This is a genomic window from Chryseobacterium salviniae (assembly GCF_035819015.1).
In the GTDB taxonomy this organism is placed as follows: Bacteria; Bacteroidota; Bacteroidia; order Flavobacteriales; family Weeksellaceae; genus Chryseobacterium; species Chryseobacterium salviniae.
The window spans coordinates 110,569-134,021 of the sequence record NZ_JAYLAA010000012.1 but is presented as its reverse complement, the minus strand read 5'-3'; the positions used below and the strand labels follow the sequence as shown (position 1 = coordinate 134,021).

Below are 23,453 nucleotides of genomic sequence, written 5' to 3'. Positions count from 1 at the left end.
AAATACTGGGGTGTATTTGTCCAAAACAACTTGCAATATTCAGCGGTTGGTTGGAAGAGTAAATATGGCAATGCTGAGAAATAATTGATAAAAAACGAATACTTTTATGAAGATTACGAATGTAGTTCTTCAGCATCAATGCAATCAACGCTGTAAACAATAGTTAGAAGGATGGTTTTCCATCCTTCTTTCATTAATTATTGGAACAGCTTGTATCACTAAGAAAAGCTTCCACCGGTTTGGTTTTTGTAGAAAAGATACCATCGGATGAACTTTTTCTCCGGCTTTTGTAAGCCCGGATGAATATTGAGATTACCTTACATATGGCAAAAAAAAGATTGTATTCCATTGCCCATTTTAGGATTTAATATTTTGCAGAAAGGCAAACATATCAGTCAGAGCTTTACGAATAAGCTCCTTCACCCATTTTATCGATAAACCAATATCTCCGGTTTCCTGACTGATTTTTCATTCAAAATTATTTTTCAACACACAGATCTATTTTCAGGCGTGAATTACAAAGAATTTCACCAACTATTTTGGCTATTAAGGCCTTTCCTATCAATGTATGCAGACGTTTTTGTTTGATTTAGATCTGCCTTTTCAATGAACACAAACAGGTTTAAATAAATTGCATGGTTTAAAACCGTAATTAATTAATAAAGAAAAACAGGCTCCCATTGCTGAGAGCCTGTTAAGTGATTAATAATTAAATGATTTTTATTCTTTAATGAATTTCTTCTGAGCGGTGATCTCATTTCCATCCTGAATATCGATCACGTAAACGCCATTGATAAGGTTTTGTACATCAATTTTGTTATTCAGAATAATTCCGCTTGACACTAACTGTCCTGCTGCACTGTAGATCTTATAATTCGCTTTTTTGCTGATATTTTTCACATACAATACTGAACTAACCGGGTTAGGATAAATTAAGATATCCGTTTGGTTAATTGGATTAGGAACAGAAAGTTTGGAAATTCTCACTGTATAATCTTCAACTTCTCCGTTAGGAATGTTTGTACAGTTCACCGGTATAGCGTCTTTAGACAATGCTACTCTCATCACAACATATTTATAATCTGTTAAACTGATGAAAGCATCTGCCGGTACTGTAAACGTTCCGCTTGCTTTATCGTCTGAATTTGGAGCAACTGCCATTACTCTTTCATTGATATCGAAGTATCCGTTTCTGTTGAAGTCAATCCATACCGCTACTCCAGCCTTAGTATTTCCTGAAAGTTTTTTATCAATTGTAATCTGGTTGTTTGAAGAACCCTGAATCAATTCTATAAACTTAGCAGAAACACCTGTATAGTCTGTGTAGTTGGATGCCACTGATTCATTTTCCATTTTTGGTTTACCGTTCGGAGTAACCGTAACTTTAGAAATATAACCATCAGTAGAGGTAACCGCAGACATCTGGCAATACACAATTGTAGGAGTTGTAAAGAAGTATGGTAATGTATAATTACCAGGCGTTCCGCTACATACATTTGCAACCTGCAATTCATACTGTGTCAGTTCCAATAGTCCTGTCAGCGTAATAGTGTTTGTATTTGAAGTTACTGTCGTCCAGCTTGGAATACCCACTTTTCTATATTTCAGGATATATGTTGCTCCCGGGAACGGATCCCAAACTACAACTGCAGTTGTAGGAGTAAGATTAGTAATCGTTAATCCAGGAGGCGGTAATTCACAAGTTCTTTCTGTAGTAAATACTTTAGGATTAGACCAAGCATTTACGGTTGTCTCACCGTTACATTGGTTAGCAACCTGAACTTCATACGTTGTATACGGGCTTAACCCTGTAATAGTGTATGTATTTAAAGGTGCTGTTGTAATATTTACTGTAGTCCAGGCAGTAGTTCCAGTTATTCTGTATCTTAATACATACGTTGCACTCGCTACGATTGGAGACCAGCTTATTACAGCAGAGTTTGTGGTTACCGTACCAACAGTCACATTCGGAGGTGTAGGATCACATCTGGTTGTGAATGTTTTAACTGGTGTAAATGTTCCCGGTGTTGTACCACAGCTAGTAGCAATCTGTACTTCGTATGTTGTTGCAGGTATTAATCCTGTAAGAGCCAATGGCGGATTTCCGGTTAACGTAGAAGCTACCACCTGTGACCATGTTCCTGTACCCGCAACTCTGTATCTAACAATAAAGGTAAGACCTCCTGCAGGTACAGTCCAAGTTACATTAGCAGATGTGTGGGTAATAGTATTAAATGCAACGTTTGTAGGTTCAGTAGTAGCACATGGCCTTAATCTTACCGCATAATCTTCAACTTCTCCATTTACGGCATTCTGACACATTACAGGAGCACTTGTACGCTTAAGAACAACTCTCATTGTAGTGGTAAGGTTTCCGTTGTATGCACCAGCAGGCACATTAAACAATGCCGTCACAGGGCTTGTTATGCTGGCCGGAGAAGCCATAATTTGTTCTGAGGCTTCAAATACTCCGTTTCTGTTAAAATCTATCCAGGCAGATACAGCATCATTCTGCGACCCTCCTTTAGATACGGAGATTTGGTTACCTATAGAACCTATTTCAAGATTAATTAATGTAGCCGGTGTTGTGTAGCTTATATAATTAGTCTGAACTGATGTATTGCTCATAGGAGGAATACCCGGATTTACTGAAGCAACTGTAACATTAGATATAAAATCTGTTGTTCCAGTACCCGTCATATTACAATACGTAATAGGTGTTGTTGTAAATGGTGTAGAAGGAGACCATGGGCCTTGATTTCCGCCACAGATTGTAGCTACCTGTACTTCATAAGCCGTTTGCTCTGCAAGACCTGTGATATTAAAGCTATTTCCATTGATTGGTGCCGGAGATACGTTCCAAGCTCCAACCGGGCTTGTTGTTCTCCATCTCACAAGATAGGTTGCACCAGTAGATGAGATCCATGATATATTAGCTGTAGTTGCCGTAATATTGGATACGGTAATTCCTGACGGTGCAGCCGTAGTACAAGGCTGAATATCAATAAATTTAACCTGATAATCCTCAACTTCACCGTTACTTGTAAGATTTGCACACGCATCTGAAGGCGTAAGGAAATATACAATAACGCGCATTTTCAATTTATTGGTTCCGGTGTAGGCTCCGGCTGGAACCGGGAATGTTGCTGTAACCGGTGTAGTGGAAGAATATCCGAGATTCATGATTCTTTCACCTCCTGCTACTGTTGTAGGATTATTATTAAATATTCCATCACCGTTAAAATCTATCCATGCATATGTAGAGTAGGTCCCTGATAATATTGTTCTGCCTACAGAAAGTACATTACCCGTAGAATTTCTTGCTAAAGTGATGATCTTGGTAGGATCATTAGAGAAGTCGGTATATGTACTTGAACCTGAGTTATTAGACATCGCTGGCGTAGCAGTACCTGTTACGGTAATGTTATTAATAAATGCATTAGTAACCGTTGCTGTACCTGAATTACAATAGGATATAGCAGGCGTAGTAAAGTTCACCGAACCTGACCATGCTCCTGTAGTGCCTCCACAAGTGGTTGCTACCTGTACTTCATAAGTCGTAGAACCATTAAGGTTTATAATCGTATAAGGATTTGTTGCCGGGGCAATGGTTGTCCAGGCACCAGTACCTGTTCTGTATCTTAATGAATAGGTAGCTCCTGTAGCATTAATCCATGAAACCAAAGCTGTAGAAGCGGTGATATTCGACACAACAATCGGAGATGGAGCCGCTGTTGTACACGGAGTAAGATCAATAATCTTCACAGCGTAATCTTCAATTTCTCCGTTATTTACCGTTGCGCAAGGATCTGTGATAGTTGCTGTAGAGAAAATGACTCTCATTCTCAACGTCAGCGGTCCATTGTATGAAGTTCCCGGAACAGTAAATGTAGCATTTATCGGAGTAGTTGTATTCGCTGTAGTACTGATTACTCTTTCCGTTGTTTCAAAAATTCCGTTTCTGTTGAAATCAATCCAAGCTCCAACAGCTAGTGAGTTAGTAGTGGTTGTTAACCATGATTTTGAAACAGAAATACTGTTATTCGTAGAATTGCGAACTAATGTAATTAATTTTGCAGGATCTGCAGAATAGTTAGTATATGTATTTGCTCCTGAATTATTACTCATGACATATGAGTTGGTAGGAGTAACTGTTACATTAGAAATATAACCATTGGTATTATTGTTTGAATTAATTGTACAATAAGTTACCTGCGGTGTTGTAAACTGGTAAGGTGCAGTGAACGTTCCTGTTGTACCGGAACATACATAAGCAACCTGCACTTCATAGGAAGTTTGCTCACTTAAACCATTAATTGTATACGCATTAGCTGTTAACGGAACAGTAGTCCATGTTGTAGAACCTACCGGTCTGTATTGCAATACATAAGTTGCTCCCGCTGCCGGATCCCACATTACATAAGCAGAAGTTGCAGTAAGGTTGGTTACGGTAAGGTTTAACGGTGCATTACTTGTACAAGGAATTGGCTGGATTAGTTTTACAGCATAATCTTCCACTTCTCCAAATGTGAAATTTTGACACATTACAGGAGAAGTGCTAAACTGCATTGCTACTCTCATTCTTGTGGTAGCAGGCCCATTATAAGCATTTGCAGGAACTGCAAAAGTAGCTGAAACAGGAGTTGTTGTACTAGCCGGAGAATTCATCACCTGTTCGGATGTTTCAAAAACACCATTTCTGTTGAAATCAATCCAGACACCTACTGCCTCACTGAATGCAAAGCCTGTCCAGAATTTATTTACGGATACTGTATTATTTGCAGATCCTATAACAAGGTTGATAAGAGCACTTGGTGTAGTTGTATAATCTGTATAGGTAGATCCTCCGGAGTTATTACTCATTACTGCAGCACCGTTTGGTGTTACTGTAACATTAGAAATGTATTCATCACTAAAGTTACTAGATGACATATTACAGTAATTAAGACCGAGTGTCGTAAAGTTTGTGGAAGGAGAGAAAGCTCCCTGAACTCCATTACAAACAGTAGCTACCTGTACTTCATACTGAACTCCGTCACTTAAACCCGTAAGGTTCACAGAGTTTCCTGCGGAAGTAACGGTTGTCCAGGTAGTTCCTCCTACAGGACGGTACTGAATTACATACGTTGCATTTGCAGCAGAAGTCCAAGACACGGTAGCAGTAGTTTGTGTAATCGCAGATACGGCAATACCTGCCGGAGCTGCACCTGTACAGCTTGCCAAACTCGTTACTGTAGCGGTTCCAATGGCATAGAAAACATTCCCTATAGCACTTACTCTGATTTTGACACTACCTCCAACAGTAAGGCCGGTAAGAGTTAAAGACTCGTTACCGTCATTAGCAGTGGAAGCGGATGCTACTGTCCAGGTAACTCCATTATCTGTTGTATAGTCAATTTTTACATTTGCTACATTATATGGAGCTGCTGTAGTATTGACAACATCCCAAGTAATAGGAGTCGGCGCATTATTATAAGCATTTGTAGATGTTACTTTAAATGGGCCATCATTTCCTACGACAATTTGTTGATTGGCAAATTGCGTCTGCTGTTGGGTTGGAACAGGATTGTTATCCCTTACTGTTACTCGGAAATTTGTAGTTCTTGCAACAGTGGAAACAGACTCCCAACCATTGTTGGAGTTATTTAAAACACCAGCTAATACCGATGATAATTTAGGGAAATATCTTGTAGGGCTTGTTGTTGGATTGAATGATCTGAACATCCCACCAGTGGCAGTTGTCCCGAGATTATTTTTATTAATCGTAACACTAGCGTTATCTACCTGTTCCCAGCAATAGGTCATAGGATCGTTTTCAGCATCTGTTGCAGAAGCTGTTAATACGAATGCTGTGCCTTTAGGAATATTATAGGAAGGTAAAGGTGTAATTACAGGCGGGTTATTGGTAACTGCTGTTTCAACGTCGCATGTTTTACTATTAAGATTATTCTGAACCTGATTAATACTTACCGCGTGGAAATAAGGATCCGAATGAGGCTGCACATCAGTATTGGGTCCTGTAATTCCCGCATACCCCATAATGGTGGAACCGGAACCCGGTTCTACATTTACACCCGAGCCCTCTAAGGCATGTGAAAAAGTATGGTTTGCACCCAACTGGTGACCCATCTCATGAGCTACATAATCAATATCAAAGTTGTCTCCCTGAGGAATACCATCAGCAGGGGAGGTATATCCTGAACCTTTACCTCTTGGTACTGCTGAATTAGGATCTATACAAACACATCCGATACATCCTGCATTACCCCCGCCTCCGGAAGCTCCGAATAAATGTCCGATGTCATAGTTGGCATTTCCAACATTAGCAGTAAGAGTTTGCTGCAACTCCAGATTCCATGCTCCGGCTGCTCCAGTTGCGGCAGGAGAATAAGGATCCGTAGCAGGGTTTGTATAAATTACATTTGGATAATTTTGTAAATTAAGGTGTAAAGCAAAGTCTTTTTCAAATACACCATTAACTCTGGTTAAAGAAGCATTTACTGCAACAAGTGCATTAGCCACTGTACCTCCAAAATACTGAGTATACTCTCCTGTAACCGACATAACTAATCTCATCGTTCTGTATTTTTTATCAGAAGATTTTGAGAAATCTGTTGTCTGGTTATTAAATGTTTTACCAGCTTTATACAGCTTATCGATTTCCATTTTTGTTAAACGGTCCTCGTTCATAGAGCAAAGAAAACCTTCATTGCTTTTATCAGTTTTCGGGTGCACACCATAAACTGTTTTTTCTTTGTCAGCCGGCTCTATAAATTCATAGACTCCGTTTTTGATGATCATCGACTGAAAATCATCCGGTGCCAAGCTGAATCTCAGGTATTTCCCTGGGTCATCGATCCCGACTCCTACATAAGATCCCAGCTGATACTGGTCTGCCAGTTCCTTAACAACCACAGGGAAGCTGTAAACGGCAAATTTTTCAATTTTTCCTTCTAAAGTTGGCAATGAAATGGTGACGGGTTTTGCATTTTTACCCGTTTCCTGTGCTTTCGCCAATTGAGACTTTAGTAAAGAAATGTCCAGAGTGTAATAGCTCTTAATATCCGAGCCTGCTCTTGTTTTTTCTCCTCTGAATGTTGTTGGACTCCATTGTGCACTGGTAATCGCAAACAGAAAGAGGAAAAAGAAAGAAGTAAATTTTTTCTTCATAACTTTCTCAATAATATATTAATTATACAAATCTAATCATTTTTTGTTATTAATCTGAAAGTGCAAATATTTTTTTTGTATAAATTTCACAATTTATAACGCCGAATGTTTAATAATAATATTTCATAAACAAACTTTTTTCGCTATCTCAAAATCGAGGAGCAACTCTAACCGGTGAATCTTTATTACCAGACATTTCACACAAAAAAATCCCTGAGAAGACCCAGGGATTGAACTAATCATTTAGAATTTTCTTGTTACTTTTTGATGAATTTGGAAGTAAATAATTCCTGTCCTTTTTCTTCAATAGCGATTACATAACCTCCTTTCACCAATTCGGAAACATTGATTTTTCCGTCGTTGATATTTCCTTGTTTTACCAATTGACCGGCAGCACTGTAAATTTTATAGGTTGCCTTATCAGAAACTTTAGTAATGTTTAATACATCTGATACCGGATTCGGATACATTTGAATATCTTTTTGAGGACCATTGATATCATTTGTTGCCAATACCTGAGCTTTTAGTGTTCTGCTTTGGGTGGTGCTATAATGAGAGCCGGTAAGTAATACTGTTCCGGATTGCGATTCAATTCTATAACTTCCGCCAAACTGGTAAATACCGTCACCATAAGTATCATTAATTGTAAAAGTATAACACTCATTTGGGTTTAGAGTCCAGTTTTGAGTAATTAAGGCTGGTAGACCAGCTGAATTACCGTAGCCACCGGCAGGACTGCTATATACAGTAGTACCGGCACTGTTTTTAAGAGTCCAAGAAACTTCGCTTCCATAAGCATCAAGCTGAAGCTTGAAAACAACATTTACATCCATTCTTGTAGGTGCGCCTAAGTAATTAACAATAATATTACTATTAGAAGTCCTTTGATCCGCAGTTCCGTTTACAGAAGTTACGTTAATATTCATTCTGCCACCTAAAGCCGTTGAACTCATAGGAAGCGAAATAACAGCATACTTATCCTGAGCCAGGTTACCATTCCAGTTATAGGTTTGTGTATTTCCATTAACCGTATAAGTAATTACAGCAGATGTCATCGGATTTGTTCCTCTGTTGTATAGTGTAATTCTTGGGTTTTGGGCTGTACTTGAACAATTAACCGTTACGCACACTCTTTCCAATTTAACTTCGGCATCATTCGGGAACAACGGAATAGCCACATCTTTTGTAGAAGCCTTTAATTCCAGTCTTCTTGGAGAATTGTCCATAACTGTTCTAAGCCTGCTTTTTTGATCAATGGTAAAAATGTTCATACAAGCATCATCCGTATAATCCATATAGTTTTCTACCATCTCATATACTGAAGGATTATTACAGCTTACTATATTCTGAGGGCAGTTATAATTTGCGGTATGAGCCGTTGGTGTATCTGCACAATAATCTGTTCCACAATTAGCATCTCCCCATATATGTATTAAGCCTAGGAAATGACCTACTTCATGTGTCATTGTTCTTCCTTTATCATAAGGAGCTTCCAGAGCAAAGCTACCATTAGTATCATAATCCCTGCTTCCAAAAGTAGAATATCTGGCAACTACCCCGTCAGTATAATATTCTCCACCAATAGGATCCAATCCTGCAAGATTGGTATCCGGGAACTGAGCATAGCCTAATATACTAGAGCCGTTGGGAAAATTTACACTCCACATGTTCATGTACTGTGTAGGATCCCAAATTGTTTCAGGTTTTACAAATGTTTCAATCTGAGCCTGAGACCATGCCGACTGGCAAAGATTTACCCTATCAATTCCATTTGTAGGATTACCGTTCGGGTCTACTTTGGCCAATGCAAACTGAATTTGAGTATCTGCGCCTACTGGATTGGAATTAAAACCAGGTGTGGCAGCAAGTCTTCGAAAATCATTATTCATTACTGCAATTTGAGACATTACCTGCTCATCAAGAATATTTGGGCCAACTCCTAAGTTTTGTCCACTATGAATAACATGTACTACTACAGGTATTGTAATAATATTCCCGTTTTGCGATTTCTCTACTTTTGCATTTTTTATCAGAGGAGCCAACCATGATTCGAACTGTTCCCTTGTCATTCTTTTAGGGTTCTTTTCCTGAAGATATCTTTCATATTCTTGGGTAGAACACCTTTCAAATCCGTGAGAATGTATAAGCTCAGATGGAGATACAGTACTACCAAATTCTGCTTTCTTTTTATCACCCTTGCTCTGAGCATTAACAAGAGTTATACATAATGAGGAAAGCAAAAGTACAACTTTAAAAAACTTAGATTTTTGCATTAGAAATATTTAGTTTGCAAATATATACCATTTATGACTTTTTGCCTAATAAAAGCACAGTATTGCTGATATTTTAAAGTTAATAAATAAAATATCATCAACAAATCATATCAATAAATATTTATAAATTAACATTTTTAATAAAAAATAATTTTCTAAAACACAAATTTTCTTTTAATAAATAACCAAAAAAGTTAAAATATTACAAATGAAATAATTTTCAGCTAATTAATATTTTAACATTATAAGTAATAAAAAAGTCTGGCTTATGAGAGTCAGATCTACAACAATACTCATATAATTACTCTTTAATAAACTCGATATTCTCATAACATTATCATCATTTAGTCATTTATATAACTTAAGATAATTCACATATTTCACCTGATAATTTTCTATATCGTCAAGTTTATTAATTGACCAATAACAGAAATATATTTTTATAATCTTTTATGATAAGCGTAGGCTAAAAAAAGCATGAATTACAAAAATCCATGCCATAATATAATCTGCATTCAGCTAAAAAACTTACTATTACTTATTTTATAAAAATTTTATTATTAATCTACAATTTGATCCTTCGCTATAGATACCCGTCAAATCTGAAAATTTTAAAACTTATACGCAATATTCCATGCAAAGCCCATATTGAATTTTGAGGAACTTCTGCCAAATCCCGGCACAATCATTGGCTGTATATCATTCTGTTTGGTTGTTGCAACAAGATATCTTGGCTGAAGGTTTACATCAATGAAAAAGTTGGAGCCAAAAAGTTGCACCCTGCCGCCAATTGTTCCTTCCAGCCAGTAAGAAGATTGTGAAGATGACGGAAAAGCAACCGAAGAACTGCTTCCGCCAAAACCACGAACCGGAACAGCCATATATTCCTGGGTATAAAAAGCCCCCCCTATTTTACCACCGCCATAGAATCCGTTAAATTCGTTTTCAGGATCTTTTGCCAGCATATAGAAAGCCCCTATTTTCAGAAAAGGCCCGTTTACTTCTGCATCATACCCGTTTTTCTGATAAATATTAGATTCAAATCCGGCTTCTATAATACCATGGATATTGTTTTTTATTTTTGATGAAATAAAACCCTGATAGAGTTTTCTGTCTGAAAAAAATGATACTCCCGCATTCAGGACATCTCCTCCAACCATAAAATTAGGCTCGTATTTCCATTTTTCTTTTTTTACCTGCTTAGTATTCTGAGCACAACCCAGGATACAGATTACACTAAAAAAGAAGGTAAAGATTTGTTTTGTCTTCATTCTCAATAAAATTTTGTCCGTCTTTCAGGGATTTAACAGGAGCATTTGCCGGGTTAGTGAGTACAGAATTTAAGTTTTCATACGTTTTTTTAATTCCGCATCCTGGGGAAACATATACAGCTTTGGTAGTATAATTCACTCTTACTCTGGATTCGGCACCCAGATTGGTGGTTCTGAAGTAAACATCCGTATAAGGGGAATCATCTACTCTTAAAGGAATTATTCTGGATGTTATTTTTGCCTCGCCACCCAACTGGACTTTCCCTGAGCCATAATCTACGGCAACATACAAAGAGTCAAGAGTTTTTTCATTCCCGGTTAAAGAATTAAGAAAAGAGAATTTCATTCTTGGAGTACCTTCTCCGCTTTCGCAGATATCATCATCGGCCCCGCATGAAAACAGCAGGCAGATACAGCATAGAGCAAACAGAAATTTAAAAGATTTCATATTAAAGGTGATCTTTATCAAATTTATATAAATTATTTCTTAATGAGCAATGCAATGTTTTCTACATGATGGGTCTGCGGAAACATATCTACCGGTAAAATTTTCACAACATCATAATGATCCTTCATTAAAGCCAGGTCTCGTGCCTGTGTTGCGGAATTGCAGCTTACATACACTACTTTTTCAGGTGATAGCTTCAAAATCTGCTCTACCACTTTCTGGTGCATGCCATCTCTTGGAGGGTCGGTAATAAGAACATCTGCTTTCGGGTGGCTGGCGAGAAATTCATCGTTAAAAATGTCTTTCATATCACCGCAATAAAATGTTGTATTGGTAAGTCCGTTGAGCTGCGCATGTTCTATGGCTGCATCAATGGCTTCCTGTACAGATTCGATCCCGATAACCTGTTTTGCTTTTCTTGCCACATATTGGGCAATTGTACCTGTTCCGGTGTAGAGATCATACACTACTTCATCGCCTTTCAGGTCGGCAAATTCTAATGTTTTCCTGTAGAGTTCAAGCGCTTGTTTATAGTTGGTCTGAAAGAACGATTTTGGCCCTATCTTGAATTGAAGGCCATCCATTTCTTCCATTAAATATCCTTCACCGAAGTAAACATTGATATCCAAATCGTAGATGGAGTCATTCGCTTTCGGATTGATGGCATAAACCAGGGTTTTGATCTGCGGGAATGTTTCCAGGAGGAACTGGAACAATTTTTCCCTGTTTTCTTTTTCTTCTCTGAAAAGCTGAAAAAGCACCATCCATTCGCCTTTTGAGTTCTGTCTCATCATTAATGTTCTCAAAAATCCTTCGTGGTTTTTAACATCGAAAAACTCAAGGCCATTTTTTACTGCATATTCTTTTACCGCAAGCCTTATGGTATTTGAAGGTTCTTCCTGAAGGAAGCATTCTTTAAGATCAAGGATCTTGCTCCACATTCCGGGAATATGAAAACCGAGCGCATCTCTGTTTCCGAAATTTTCTTCGGAGCTTATTTCATATTGTGTAAGCCAGCGGGAATTTGAAAAAGAGAATTCCATTTTATTTCTGTAATAATACTGCTCTTGCGAACCCAGGATCGGCACGGTTTCAAAATGATCAATCCCGCCGATTCTTTTGATATTATTATAGACTTCCTCCTGCTTAAAATCCAGCTGTTTTTCATAGCTCATATTCTGCCATTTGCATCCACCGCATACCCCGAAATGAATACATTTCGGGTCTACTCTATACGGTGATTTTTCAAGCAAATCTACCGCTTCTCCTTCGTAATATTTGGATTTGGCTTTTTTTACTTTTACGTTCACAATATCTCCCGGGATTGCGCCGGTAACCATTACTGTTTTTCCTTCTTCGGTTCTGCCGATGGCAACACCTTTGGCCCCTGCATTTAAGAGTTTGATATTTTCAAGAATAATATTTTTCTTATTTCTCTTTTTCATTAAGAATTTTTTCTGTTTTACTGTTTAAACTTTGTCAAAGATCTGAACTTTGACAAAGTATCCGGAAAGCAAGATGTTCCGGTTTGCAAAAATACAATAAAAAAAACCTTATCCGAAGACAAGGTTTTATCTATACTGAATTTAAATTATTTTGTCTGGGCCGGCTGAGGATTTGCCTGTTGTTGCGGCGCTTGCTGAGGTGCAGCAGCAGGGTCCATATTTAATCCCGGTTGCAGCTGAACATTAGGATTCACTTTTGGTGCAGAAAGCCCTGTTTGTTTATCAAGTACGGTAACCAGTTCAGGATCTCCGAGATTGAAGAAGGGCTTGCTGGCAATTTTGCCATCTTTGTCAACAACGATGAAGCAAGGTAATTTGAAACCATACACTCCATATTTTTTAGCAATATCAGAATTTAATCCTCCTTCACCATAAACATTGGTTCCTGCAATTCCTTTCAGGAGTGAATTGCTTGTTTTCACAAACTGATCTTTGGTATCATCTACATTGATATAAACAAAGTTCATTTTTGATTTATAGAAATTTACGACTTCTTTCAGAACAGGAATTGACGCTTCTCCGATGTAAGGATTCCAAGATGCGTAGAACATCATCATATAAGGTTTTCTTTTGTTTGAAGAAAGATTGTATGATTTTCCGTCTGCTTTAATCATTGCAGCTTCAGGAGCCTGCTCACCGATTTTGAAGCCGTTGATGGCAAACTGAATTTTCTTTAAATCTTCTTTAATGGTAGCATCTTTGATATCGGTATCAATGATTTTTTTAATTTTTTCGATTGTCTTTTCAGGAGATCCCGGATGAATATCAGACTGAGCCATTACAAAAGCCAGCAAATAATCTTTAGCTGTCTGTGAAAGGTCTTTTTGATTTTTCTTCAAATATTCTGTAAATAATTCTGAAGTGGTAACATCTGCTTTTCCTGCGCTGTTTGCCTGGGCATATTTCTGGAAATCCGGACTCATTTTTGTTAAAAGATATTGCCTGTAGAAAGGATTTTCTTTTACCATTACTTCTTTATTTTCCTGAAGCTTGTTTTCATAATCCGTGAAAGCTTTTGTCACTTTAAATGAAGGGTTGCCCATTTGCTTTTTACTCATTTCGTATTGATTCAGGATGGTAAGCAATGTGCTTGCAAGATCATTTTTTTTCCATTCAACCAACCCGTTATCCGGACTGAACTTTTTAACATTTTCTTCGATATTTTTAGTAATATCCGCCTGTACCTTTTCAATTCCTTTCAGGAAGGTTTTTTCATCTTTTGTCATCAGCTCATTCATATTCAAAGTCTGAGCATAGGTAGACAGGTATTTTTGTGTGGCTTTAAAGAAATCGTTGTTGTTTTTAGCATCACCCGTAACTACGAATTCTGAAGGAAAACTTATCCCGTTACCTGTAATTTCAAGTTTCTGGCCCCCCTTCAGATAGATGAGGTTTTGTTTTCCGCCATATGACATTACGTACATTCCGCTTTTCGGAGCTTCAAAACTTCCTGAGAAAGTTCCGTCTTTTTTAATTCCGATGTTAATCAGTGGTAAGGTAGCAACACCTGATGCTTCAATAAATTCGATTCTTTCTAATGGAGAACCGCCGGTAATTTTTCCTTTTACTTCTACTTTTTTAGAGCAAGACATCGCAAAAACCGCGATGATAAACAATAAAAGATATTTTTTCATTTCGAATTTTATAATTACGCAAAAATAAGTTTTTCATCTCAACTAAATATCATATTTCAAGGTATTTTATGAAACATTTAACTAAAAGAAATAAAAGCCGTGATTTTACGTATTGAACAATTGATTTTAATAGATTTATATTTGGATTTACTTTAATATTCCGCGATTATTCAATTATTAAAGACATTGATAAATTTCTATCTTTAAATTGAAATTTTGCTGTATTGCTGTTCAAAAATCTGCAAACCTATATCTTTAATCTTACATTATATTTCATTGCGGAATCAAAAAAGCAGCTTTCGGATTGAAAACTGCTTTTTTTAATATAATTTAATAATTTTATCCTCTGTCTACAAATGCTGCCATATATTCTCTATTCATTCTGGCAATGTTTTCAAGAGAAATTCCTTTCGGACATTCTACTTCACATGCACCGGTATTTGAACAGTTTCCGAATCCTTCTTCATCCATAGCTTTTACCATATTCAGCACTCTTCTCTTTGCTTCCACTCTACCTTGCGGCAATAATGCGTACTGAGAAACTTTAGCTCCCACGAAAAGCATTGCAGATCCGTTTTTACAGGAAGCTACACAGGCACCGCAGGAGATACATGCTGCCGCATCCATAGCTTTATCAGCATCTTCTTTCGGAACCGGAATGGCATTGGCATCCAAAGTATTTCCTGAAGTGTTCACTGAAATGAAACCACCCGCAGCCATCACTCTGTCGAATGCGCTTCGGTCTACAATTAAATCTTTAATTACCGGGAAGGCAGCGCTTCTCCAAGGTTCAATAACGATGGTTTCACCGTCTTTGAACATTCTCATGTGAAGCTGACAGGTTGTGATGCCTGTGTCCGGACCGTGCGCTCTACCATTGATGTATAGAGAACACATTCCGCAGATCCCTTCACGGCAGTCGTGGTCGAAAGCGATGGGTTCTTTTCCTTCGTTAATAAGATTTTCGTTCAGGATGTCCAACATTTCCAGAAATGAGGAATCTGTAGAAACATCCGATATTTTATAAGTCTCAAACTGACCTTTAGATTTATTATTTTTTTGTCTCCAAATTTTCAGCGTAAGATGTAAGCCTTTTTTTGCACTCATAATTTTGTATTTATAGGTTGGAGATTATTTTGTTGGTTTGTCTGCATTTTCAAATTTCATGTCTGAACTTAAAACTGCAATTTTATTAGAATTTTTGCTTTTCAGCTCCTGATATTTTTCCATTGCTTTCGCAATATTTTCGGATTTATCATCCTGCGAAGGCTGATATGGTATTTTGGTATTATTTTTTACAACCTGATAAAAAAGCTTTTTATCCCTGAATTCCATAGGTTTTAAAGGCCTAAGGTTAACACTGGCAATAAAAGCACCCATTTGACCTTCTGCATTAATAACATATACAGCATTAGGTTCCAGGTTCGCTTCAACATAATCTCTGTTTTCTGAGGTTGCCCAAAAAACATGTTCACCGGGTTCACATTCGTACACGAGATACTTTCCGCTTGGGATTGCCCCCAGAAATTTATCTTTATCGTAAATTCTAAAGTTAAGCAGCATTCCGGCTCCTGTTTTTAGAATATATACTAAGGATTTCCCTTCAGCAGGTTTATCTATAGCCTGAGTAGTTATTTTTTGACCGAAAACTGCAGAAACCCCAAAGAAGACTACAAAAAATAAAAGTATCTTTTTTAAACTCTCCATATCTGTTATTTGTAACTTCTTGTTTTCACCTCAATATTTTCGTAGATCAGCTCTTCCTTGTGCAATACCTCTGTATTGATATCATCTCCCTGATATTCCCAGGCTCCTACGTATTTGAAGTTTACGTCATCTCTTTCAGCTTCTCCGTCCGGAGTTGAGTGGTCTTCACGGAAGTGACCTCCGCACGATTCATTTCTATGAAGTGCATCGATAGCCATCAACTGCCCAAGCTCTAAGAAATCTGCCACTCTGAATGCCTTTTCAAGCTCGGTATTCATTCCGTCATTATCTCCGGGAACTTTTACGTTTTTCCAGAAATCCGCTCTCACTTCTTCAATTTCTCTGATGGCTTCTCTTAATCCTTCAGGCGTTCTTCCCATTCCAACTTTATTCCACATAATACTGCCTAATCTCTTGTGGAAATAGTCTACAGAATGAGTTCCGTTATTGTTCAGGAAGAATTCTATTTTTTCTTTGATCCCTTTTTCGGCTTCATCAAAAGATGAAGAATTGGTAGGGATTGCCCCTGTTCTGATGTCTGCAGAAAGATAATCTGCAATGGTGTAAGGAAGTACAAAATATCCGTCCGCAAGACCCTGCATTAATGCAGATGCTCCCAACCTGTTGGCTCCGTGATCAGAGAAATTAGCCTCTCCGATAACGAAACATCCAGGGATGGTAGACTGAAGATTGTAATCTACCCATACGCCACCCATAGTGTAGTGAACGGCAGGATAGATCTTCATTGGTGTTTTGTAAGGATCGTCAGCCGTAATTTTTTCATACATGACGAATAAGTTACCGTACTTTTCTTCCACCCATTTTTTACCTAAATCATAAATCTGCTGGTCGGTAGGATTATGAATATGTTTCTCAATAGCGGCTTCTCTACCTTTTTTCATGATCTCTGTAGAGAAATCCAGATAAACACCTTCCTGAGTATCGTTATTTTCGATTCCGTATCCGGCGTCACATCTTTCTTTAGCAGCTCTTGATGCAACGTCCCTCGGCACAAGATTACCGAAAGCCGGATATCTTCTTTCAAGATAGTAATCTCTATCTTCTTCTTTAATATTTTCAGGTCTTAATTTTCCTTCTCTGATAGCCTGTGCATCTTCAATGTTCTTCGGAACCCAGATTCTTCCTGAGTTTCGTAGAGATTCAGACATCAAAGTAAGTTTAGACTGCTGTGTTCCGTGAACCGGGATACAAGTCGGGTGAATCTGTACATAACAAGGGTTTGCGAAATATGCTCCTTTTTTGTGGATTTTCCATGCTGCAGAAACATTGGATCCCATTGCGTTGGTAGAAAGGAAATATACGTTTCCGTACCCTCCGGAAGCAATAACAACAGCGTGTGCAGAATGTCTTTCGATTTCACCGGTTACAAGGTTTCTTGCGATGATCCCTCTTGCTTTTCCGTCAACAATGACAAGATCCATCATTTCATGACGGTTGTACATCTTGATTCTTCCTTTACCGATCTGACGGCTCATGGCTGAATAAGCTCCTAATAATAATTGCTGTCCGGTCTGACCTTTTGCATAGAATGTTCTTTTTACCTGAACCCCACCAAATGAACGGTTATCAAGCTGGCCACCGTACTCACGTCCGAAAGGAACTCCCTGTGCAACACACTGGTCAATAATATTTGCAGAGACTTCTGCCAATCGGTAAACATTGGCTTCTCTCGCTCTGTAGTCACCACCTTTGATGGTGTCATAGAATAATCTGTATGTAGAGTCACCGTCTCCCTGATAATTTTTAGCAGCATTGATACCTCCCTGAGCAGCAATAGAGTGTGCTCTTCTCGGAGAATCCTGATAGCAGAATGCTTTTACATTATACCCCTGCTCTGCAAGTGTTGCAGCAGCAGAACCTCCCGCCAAACCTGTACCAACAACAATAATATCAATCTTGTCTCTGTTGTTTGGTGCAACAAGGTTCATATGGTCCTTATGATTTTTCCACTTATCCTTTAAAGGACCCGCCGGAATTTTTGAATCTAATTTACTCATATTAGTATATTGATATTATTGAGTTACAAAGTGATAAATTGCTATAAAAATAAAACCTGCAGGAATCAGGATAGAATACCATTTTCCTAATGCCATAATTACAGGAGTGTATTTAGGATGTCTTGCACCGATAGACTGGAACGAAGACTGGAAACCGTGTCCCAGGTGCAATCCCAGCAAAATGAAAGAGATAATATAAATAATTACTCTCCAGGCATCTGCAAATTTAGCGTGCAGATCTCCCCAGAAACGTGATTCTTCAATTGGTAATCCGTCTACATACTTATAGTTCATCTCGTGTAGCCAGAAATCGTACATGTGTAGAAAGATAAAAGCCAGAATTACAGCACCTGAAATAATCATATTTCGTGACATCCAGGTAGAATTGCGAGAAGGATTGTTAGCTTCATATTTAACAGGACGTGCTTTCTGGTTTTTAATCTCCAGAACAAATCCCATTACAAAGTGGAAAACTACAGCAAATATCAGAACCGGCTGCATTACAAACTGAATAAGAGGATTGTACCCCATAAACTGTGAAGCATTATTGTAAGCATCTGCACCAAAAACCGACAAAAGGTTTACAGAAAGGTGCATTACCAGAAATATCAGCAAAAAGATAGCCGACAATGCCATAGCATATTTTCTACCTATCGTAGAACTCGTTAAACCTGCCATATAAGTTTAAATTTGATTTTCCACAAAATTAAGAAATGTTAACTACAACAAAAAGTGAGAAATCTCACATATAGCCAGTTTGTAATCTTTCTAAATAAGCGTTAAAATATTATTAATAAAGGAAAATAGTAAGCGCAGAAATTATTTTAATTCATAAATTTTATGTTGATAGACTATTCTTTCAGCAGCATGGGGAAGTCTTCTGATCTCAATTCTTTTTATGCGTCTTGAAGCACAATATGGATTGATAATAAATTTTATAATTCTGGCTTTATCTGAATTTTCCTCAATCCAGAAACAGGCTTCATTATTTTTTTTAACGGATAAAACTTTATTTTTAGAGAAATCATGAATAAGGACTTCAGTCTTTCGCCCTTCATAGCAATTAAACCCGAATCTCATTACGGAAAATATAGCAAATGCAGTCATCCATATTGTAAAATTTTTAAGATTACATTTCAGAATGACGACCCTAAGCAAAAATACAATTAAAAACAGAAAAAAAACTTCAGCCCCATTCATGGGAATATTTTCAAAGAAGACATCATTAAAACCAGCAAACCAATGAATAACGACAAGCAGGATCTCAATAATGGAACCATAAAAAACAGTTAAATATTCGAAATCTGCATTAACAGCGATTAAAGCAGTCATCACAAATGAAAATACGATAATAATTTCAGAGAAGGGAACAATAAAAAAATTGGCAATGATAGAAATAAATGAAAACTGATGAAAATAATACAATACCAAAGGAAGAGTGGCAACCTGAGCCGAAACAGAAATAGAAATGGTGTTGAAGACAACTTTTTTGAACCAGTTATCCTGCTTCGGAAGATTACTGAGAATCGGCTGATTCAGCCAAAAGATTCCTAAAACAGCAAGAAAGCTTAACCGAAAGCCTACATCAAACAATTGCTGCGTATCAGACAATAAAATAATAAAAGCCGACAACGCTAAAGAATGAAGCAGATCCGGTTTCCGCTGAAGAAGAACATAGATAAAATACACACTCAGCATGATACTTGAACGGACCACCGAGCTTCCAAAGCCAATGAAAGCCGTAAAAAGCCAAATCAAAAACAGGCTTGTAAGAATAGCATATTTTCTATGCTTTACCGGTAAAATTTTAATCAATAAGAAATAAAACAAACCGAAAATCACCACAATATGTGTTCCTGAAATTGCCAGAAAATGCACCAGCCCGGATCTGCTGAAATCCTGAACCGTCTGCGCATCAATTTCCGTGCGGTCTGCAAGAATAATTCCTTTCAGAAATTCTTTTGACGGTGAGGACATTTGCGCATTGTCAATACTTTGAAGAACTTCCAACCTCATCTGAGAAAACTTTTCGGCCCAGCTTACATCGTTTCTTTTTGCAACATGCAATTCGTCATTTATATAACATTGAAAATCAATATTTTTACGTTGTAAATATTTTGAATAATCAAACTGAAAATCATATTGCGGAACTTTAGGCTTTGAAACAAAAGCCTTAGTTTGATAGTAATGGTTAAAATCAAGCTGCTTTTCACTTTTCGGAATATAAATAATAGCGTTAAAAGTTTGTTTTTCAGTTTTTACCAATGCTTCGTATTTCCTGTTTTTTTCATTAGAATTCAGCTTTCCGGAAATTTTAAAAATAATGGTATGGTTCCCCTGAGCGGAAACAGGATTTTTATAAGTATTAAAAAAGTGAAGAATGATCCCAACTCCGAAAAACATTATACATAACAGGTAAGGCTGTATTCTGTGCAAAAAATAATTCTTAAAAAACTTAGTAATTACAACCAGCAAACTTATTCCTGCAATCGCAAAAATGTAAGTTTTATCAAGAGAAAATGTATCCTGAAAGAAAATCCCAAGAATAAAAAAGACAACAAGAATGAGAAGTGGCTGCTTTTTCAACAGGTTGTGTTTCTCCAAAAATATTTATTTCATGGAAAATTTGCACAGCAATATTTTAAAATTTATAAAAACCCTTGAAATTCTTTGTATGAAAGAAAAATCACAGAAAAATTTTCTATGATTAATTACTATAAATTTAATTTTTACTTTGCTACAATAACATCAGCAGCCTTCTCGCTTGCTCCTTTTCCGCCGAGCTTTTCCCGCAAAAGCTCATAATCCCTCAACATTTCAAATCTCTTCTCCATTGAAAGTATTTTCTTTAGCTCTTCTACAAGGTTATTGGTATTTAAATCATTCTGAATTAATTCCTTTACCACTTCACGATCCATAATGAGATTAACCAGGGAAATGTATTTTATATTTTTCACCAATCTTTTGGCAATTGCATAAGAAACTTTACTTCCCCGGTAGCAAACTACTTCAGGCACGTTTAGCAATGCCGTTTCCAGAGTTGCTGTTCCGGAAGTTACTAATGCTGCTTTTGAACACCTCAGCAGATCGTAGGTTTTATTGGATACAAAATGTACATTATCATCCACATATCTTTCATAGAATTCTTCAGGAAGGCTTGGCGCACCGGCTATGACGAACTGATAATCCTTAAAATAAGGTCTTACGGAAAGCATAATCCGGAGCATTTTTTCTACCTCCTGTTTCCTTGAACCTGGCAGTAATGCAATAATTTCCTTTTCATTTAATCCGTTCTGTGCTTTAAAACTCTCATTATTAACATTTTCCAAAGTAGAAATAGCATCAAGAAGAGGATGGCCTACAAAATGAGAATGAACACCGTGTTTCTTATAGAAATCTTCTTCAAACGGAAGAATCACCATCATTTCATCCACATATTTTTTGATGGTTTCTACCCTTCCCTCCTTCCAGGCCCACAGCTGAGGGGAAATATAGTAGACAACTTTGATACCCAATTCTTTCGCAAATCTGGCAATCCTTAAATTAAAACCGGGATAATCCACAAGAATAAGAACATCCGGTTTATTATTTTGGATATCCTGCTTACAAAATTTAATATTATTCAGGATAGTCCGAAGGTTCATAGCCACTTCCAGAAAGCCCATAAAAGCAAGATCACGATAATGTTTAACAAGCGCTCCTCCCTGTTTCGCCATCAGATCGCCGCCCCAAAACCTGAACTCCGCATTGGGATCTTTCTTTTTCAGCGCTTTCATTAAATTACTTCCGTGCAAGTCTCCGGATGCTTCTCCGGCAATGATGTAGTATTTCATTTCTGGTGAAATCTTTAATTTTAAATTGCCATTATTGAATCTCCTTTAATTGCTAAATGAAATTATGGGAGGTTTCTATGACACGTATAGAGAACAAATTAGAACTTCATTGCATCTTAATTTGTAAATTTGTTCAAAGATAATGATAAAAAATGTCAGAAGAATTTGAAATAAGAAATAAAGTTGCAGAGAGCGGCCTCATCAATTTTGATCTTACCGATCTTGTACCGAAAGGAGTAAGGAAGGGGATTGATCTTAAAGATTTTCTTTTTATGGAAATGATTTTAAAGGAAAAAGATTTTCGTGAAAAAGTTGCAGCGATTGATGTGGAAGAATACCGCGATGCTTATGTTTATGTATACAACTCGGCAGATGCCATCGTTCCGCTGTGGGCGTATTTTTTAATCACGGCCAAATTAACAGGTGTTACCAAAAAAATAGTTTTCGGAAACCGTGAAGACCTGGAAGTAATCCTGATGCACAATGCCGTTAAAAATTATGATTTTGAACAAATGCGCGGCAAAAGAGTTTTGGTAAAAGGCTGCTCTGATAAGGAGATCCCCGAAAACGCATACATTGAATTGGTTGAACAGCTACAGCCTATTGTAAAATCGTTAATGTTCGGTGAAGCATGTTCCAACGTGCCGATCCTGAAAAATTAAATTCTGACGGTGTGCGACATTAGGAATAATTTTTGATAACTTCAGTTAGTCTAACTAATAAAAACATAAATCATGAGTTTAATTGACTTGCTTACAGGAAATACCGGCAGCCAGGTAGCTGAAAGAGCCGAAAGCAAATTCGGGATCAGCAGAAATCAGGTACTTGCATTGCTTGCGGTAGCGGCACCGCTGATTATTTCTTACCTCAGCAAAAAAACACAATCTGCCAATGAAGCAGAATCTTTAAATGCAGCATTGGATAAAGATCACGACGGAAGTATTCTTAATGATGTAAACCAGGCCGAAACAAGGCAATCCGAAGGAAATTCTATTCTCAATCATATTTTCGGAGGAGAAAAACAAAATGTGGAAAATCAGTTATCCCAAAAAACAGGAATTTCCATTGATAAGATCGGGCCTGTTTTAGCGATGCTGGCACCGGTCATTATGGGATATATCGGAAAAGAGAAACAACAGAACCATGTGGGAGCAGGCGGCTTGGGAGGTCTTCTCGAAAGCATTTTAGGCAATGCTTCCAGCCAGACACAAAATGAGCAATCGAATCCTTTAAATGACATTATCGGAAGCGTGCTGGGAGGCGGACAATCTAATTCTTCATCAAACCCGCTTAATGATATTCTCGGAAGTTTTTTGGGGAATGATAATAGCAGCCAGAAGAAAGACGGAGACGGAGGCGGGCTCGGAAGTATTCTGGGAAATATTTTAGGAGGTAAATAAATTAATTGATATCCATCAAAAGACCGGAAAAATTTCCGGTCTTTTTTAAGCTTTAGATTTTTCTTCAGAAGCAGCAACAGTTTTTGGAGATTTTCTTGGTCTTCTCTTCCCGTAGCTTCCGTTGTTAATCTTCCCCCTTCTTGATTTTTTGTCTCCTTTTCCCATAGAAATATAATTTAGTTGTTCTTACGAAA

At 37.5% G+C, this 23,453-nt stretch carries 15 protein-coding genes; 2 read left to right on the top strand and 13 right to left on the bottom strand.

Annotation, left to right across the window (positions count from 1 at the left end; translation table 11 throughout):
• Nucleotides 1-720: 720 nt before the first annotated feature.
• The 12 genes from SOP96_RS02580 to lpxB form a co-directional block, all read right to left on the bottom strand.
• A complete protein-coding gene (locus SOP96_RS02580; RefSeq protein ID WP_326319664.1) occupies nt 721-7,170 on the bottom strand; it encodes a GEVED domain-containing protein in 6,450 nt (2,149 codons plus the stop codon).
• 257 nt (nt 7,171-7,427) lie between these two features.
• Nucleotides 7,428-9,443: a M43 family zinc metalloprotease gene (locus SOP96_RS02575; RefSeq protein WP_326319663.1), complete on the bottom strand. Its 2,016-nt coding sequence runs from the start codon at nt 9,441-9,443 to the stop codon at nt 7,428-7,430.
• A gap of 611 nt (nt 9,444-10,054) precedes the next feature.
• Nucleotides 10,055-10,714, bottom strand: a complete 660-nt coding sequence (locus SOP96_RS02570) for a DUF6048 family protein (protein ID WP_326319662.1) — start codon at nt 10,712-10,714, stop codon at nt 10,055-10,057.
• Entirely contained in the window at nt 10,680-11,162 is a 483-nt protein-coding gene (locus tag SOP96_RS02565) for a hypothetical protein (RefSeq protein ID WP_326319661.1), read from the bottom strand. The genes SOP96_RS02570 and SOP96_RS02565 overlap by 35 nt, the downstream gene beginning before the upstream one ends.
• 32 nt (nt 11,163-11,194) lie before the next feature.
• On the bottom strand, nt 11,195-12,607 hold the full coding sequence (rlmD, locus tag SOP96_RS02560; protein WP_326319660.1) for a 23S rRNA (uracil(1939)-C(5))-methyltransferase RlmD: 1,413 nt from the start codon (nt 12,605-12,607) through the stop codon (nt 11,195-11,197).
• Nucleotides 12,608-12,753: 146 nt separating this feature from the next.
• A complete protein-coding gene (locus SOP96_RS02555) occupies nt 12,754-14,301 on the bottom strand; it encodes a TlpA family protein disulfide reductase (protein WP_326319659.1) in 1,548 nt (515 codons plus the stop codon).
• Nucleotides 14,302-14,640: 339 nt separating this feature from the next.
• Nucleotides 14,641-15,408, bottom strand: coding sequence for a succinate dehydrogenase/fumarate reductase iron-sulfur subunit (locus SOP96_RS02550; protein ID WP_072883500.1), 768 nt, complete (start codon nt 15,406-15,408; stop codon nt 14,641-14,643).
• A 24-nt stretch (nt 15,409-15,432) separates the two neighbouring features.
• Nucleotides 15,433-16,008 (bottom strand): hypothetical protein, encoded by a 576-nt coding sequence (locus tag SOP96_RS02545; RefSeq protein WP_326319658.1) that lies wholly within the window; start codon nt 16,006-16,008, stop codon nt 15,433-15,435.
• A gap of 5 nt (nt 16,009-16,013) precedes the next feature.
• The gene (locus tag SOP96_RS02540) at nt 16,014-18,026 is read right to left on the bottom strand and encodes a fumarate reductase/succinate dehydrogenase flavoprotein subunit (RefSeq protein WP_326319657.1); all 2,013 of its coding nucleotides are present in this window, start codon (nt 18,024-18,026) and stop codon (nt 16,014-16,016) included.
• Nucleotides 18,027-18,041: 15 nt separating this feature from the next.
• Nucleotides 18,042-18,704, bottom strand: a complete 663-nt coding sequence (locus SOP96_RS02535) for a succinate dehydrogenase cytochrome b subunit (protein WP_326319656.1) — start codon at nt 18,702-18,704, stop codon at nt 18,042-18,044.
• Nucleotides 18,705-18,845: 141 nt separating this feature from the next.
• Nucleotides 18,846-20,630: a ComEC/Rec2 family competence protein gene (locus SOP96_RS02530; protein WP_326319655.1), complete on the bottom strand. Its 1,785-nt coding sequence runs from the start codon at nt 20,628-20,630 to the stop codon at nt 18,846-18,848.
• 125 nt (nt 20,631-20,755) lie between these two features.
• On the bottom strand, nt 20,756-21,859 hold the full coding sequence (gene lpxB, locus SOP96_RS02525) for a lipid-A-disaccharide synthase (protein WP_326319654.1): 1,104 nt from the start codon (nt 21,857-21,859) through the stop codon (nt 20,756-20,758).
• 152 nt (nt 21,860-22,011) lie between these two features.
• Between lpxB and SOP96_RS02520 the strand changes: the two genes are divergently transcribed.
• A complete protein-coding gene (locus SOP96_RS02520) occupies nt 22,012-22,521 on the top strand; it encodes a DUF2480 family protein (protein ID WP_326319653.1) in 510 nt (169 codons plus the stop codon).
• 72 nt (nt 22,522-22,593) lie between these two features.
• Entirely contained in the window at nt 22,594-23,259 is a 666-nt protein-coding gene (locus SOP96_RS02515; RefSeq protein WP_326319652.1) for a DUF937 domain-containing protein, read from the top strand.
• 45 nt (nt 23,260-23,304) lie between these two features.
• Here SOP96_RS02515 and SOP96_RS02510 read toward each other — a convergent pair whose 3' ends face one another.
• A complete protein-coding gene (locus SOP96_RS02510) occupies nt 23,305-23,424 on the bottom strand; it encodes a 30S ribosomal protein THX (protein WP_326319651.1) in 120 nt (39 codons plus the stop codon).
• Nucleotides 23,425-23,453 lie beyond the last annotated feature (29 nt).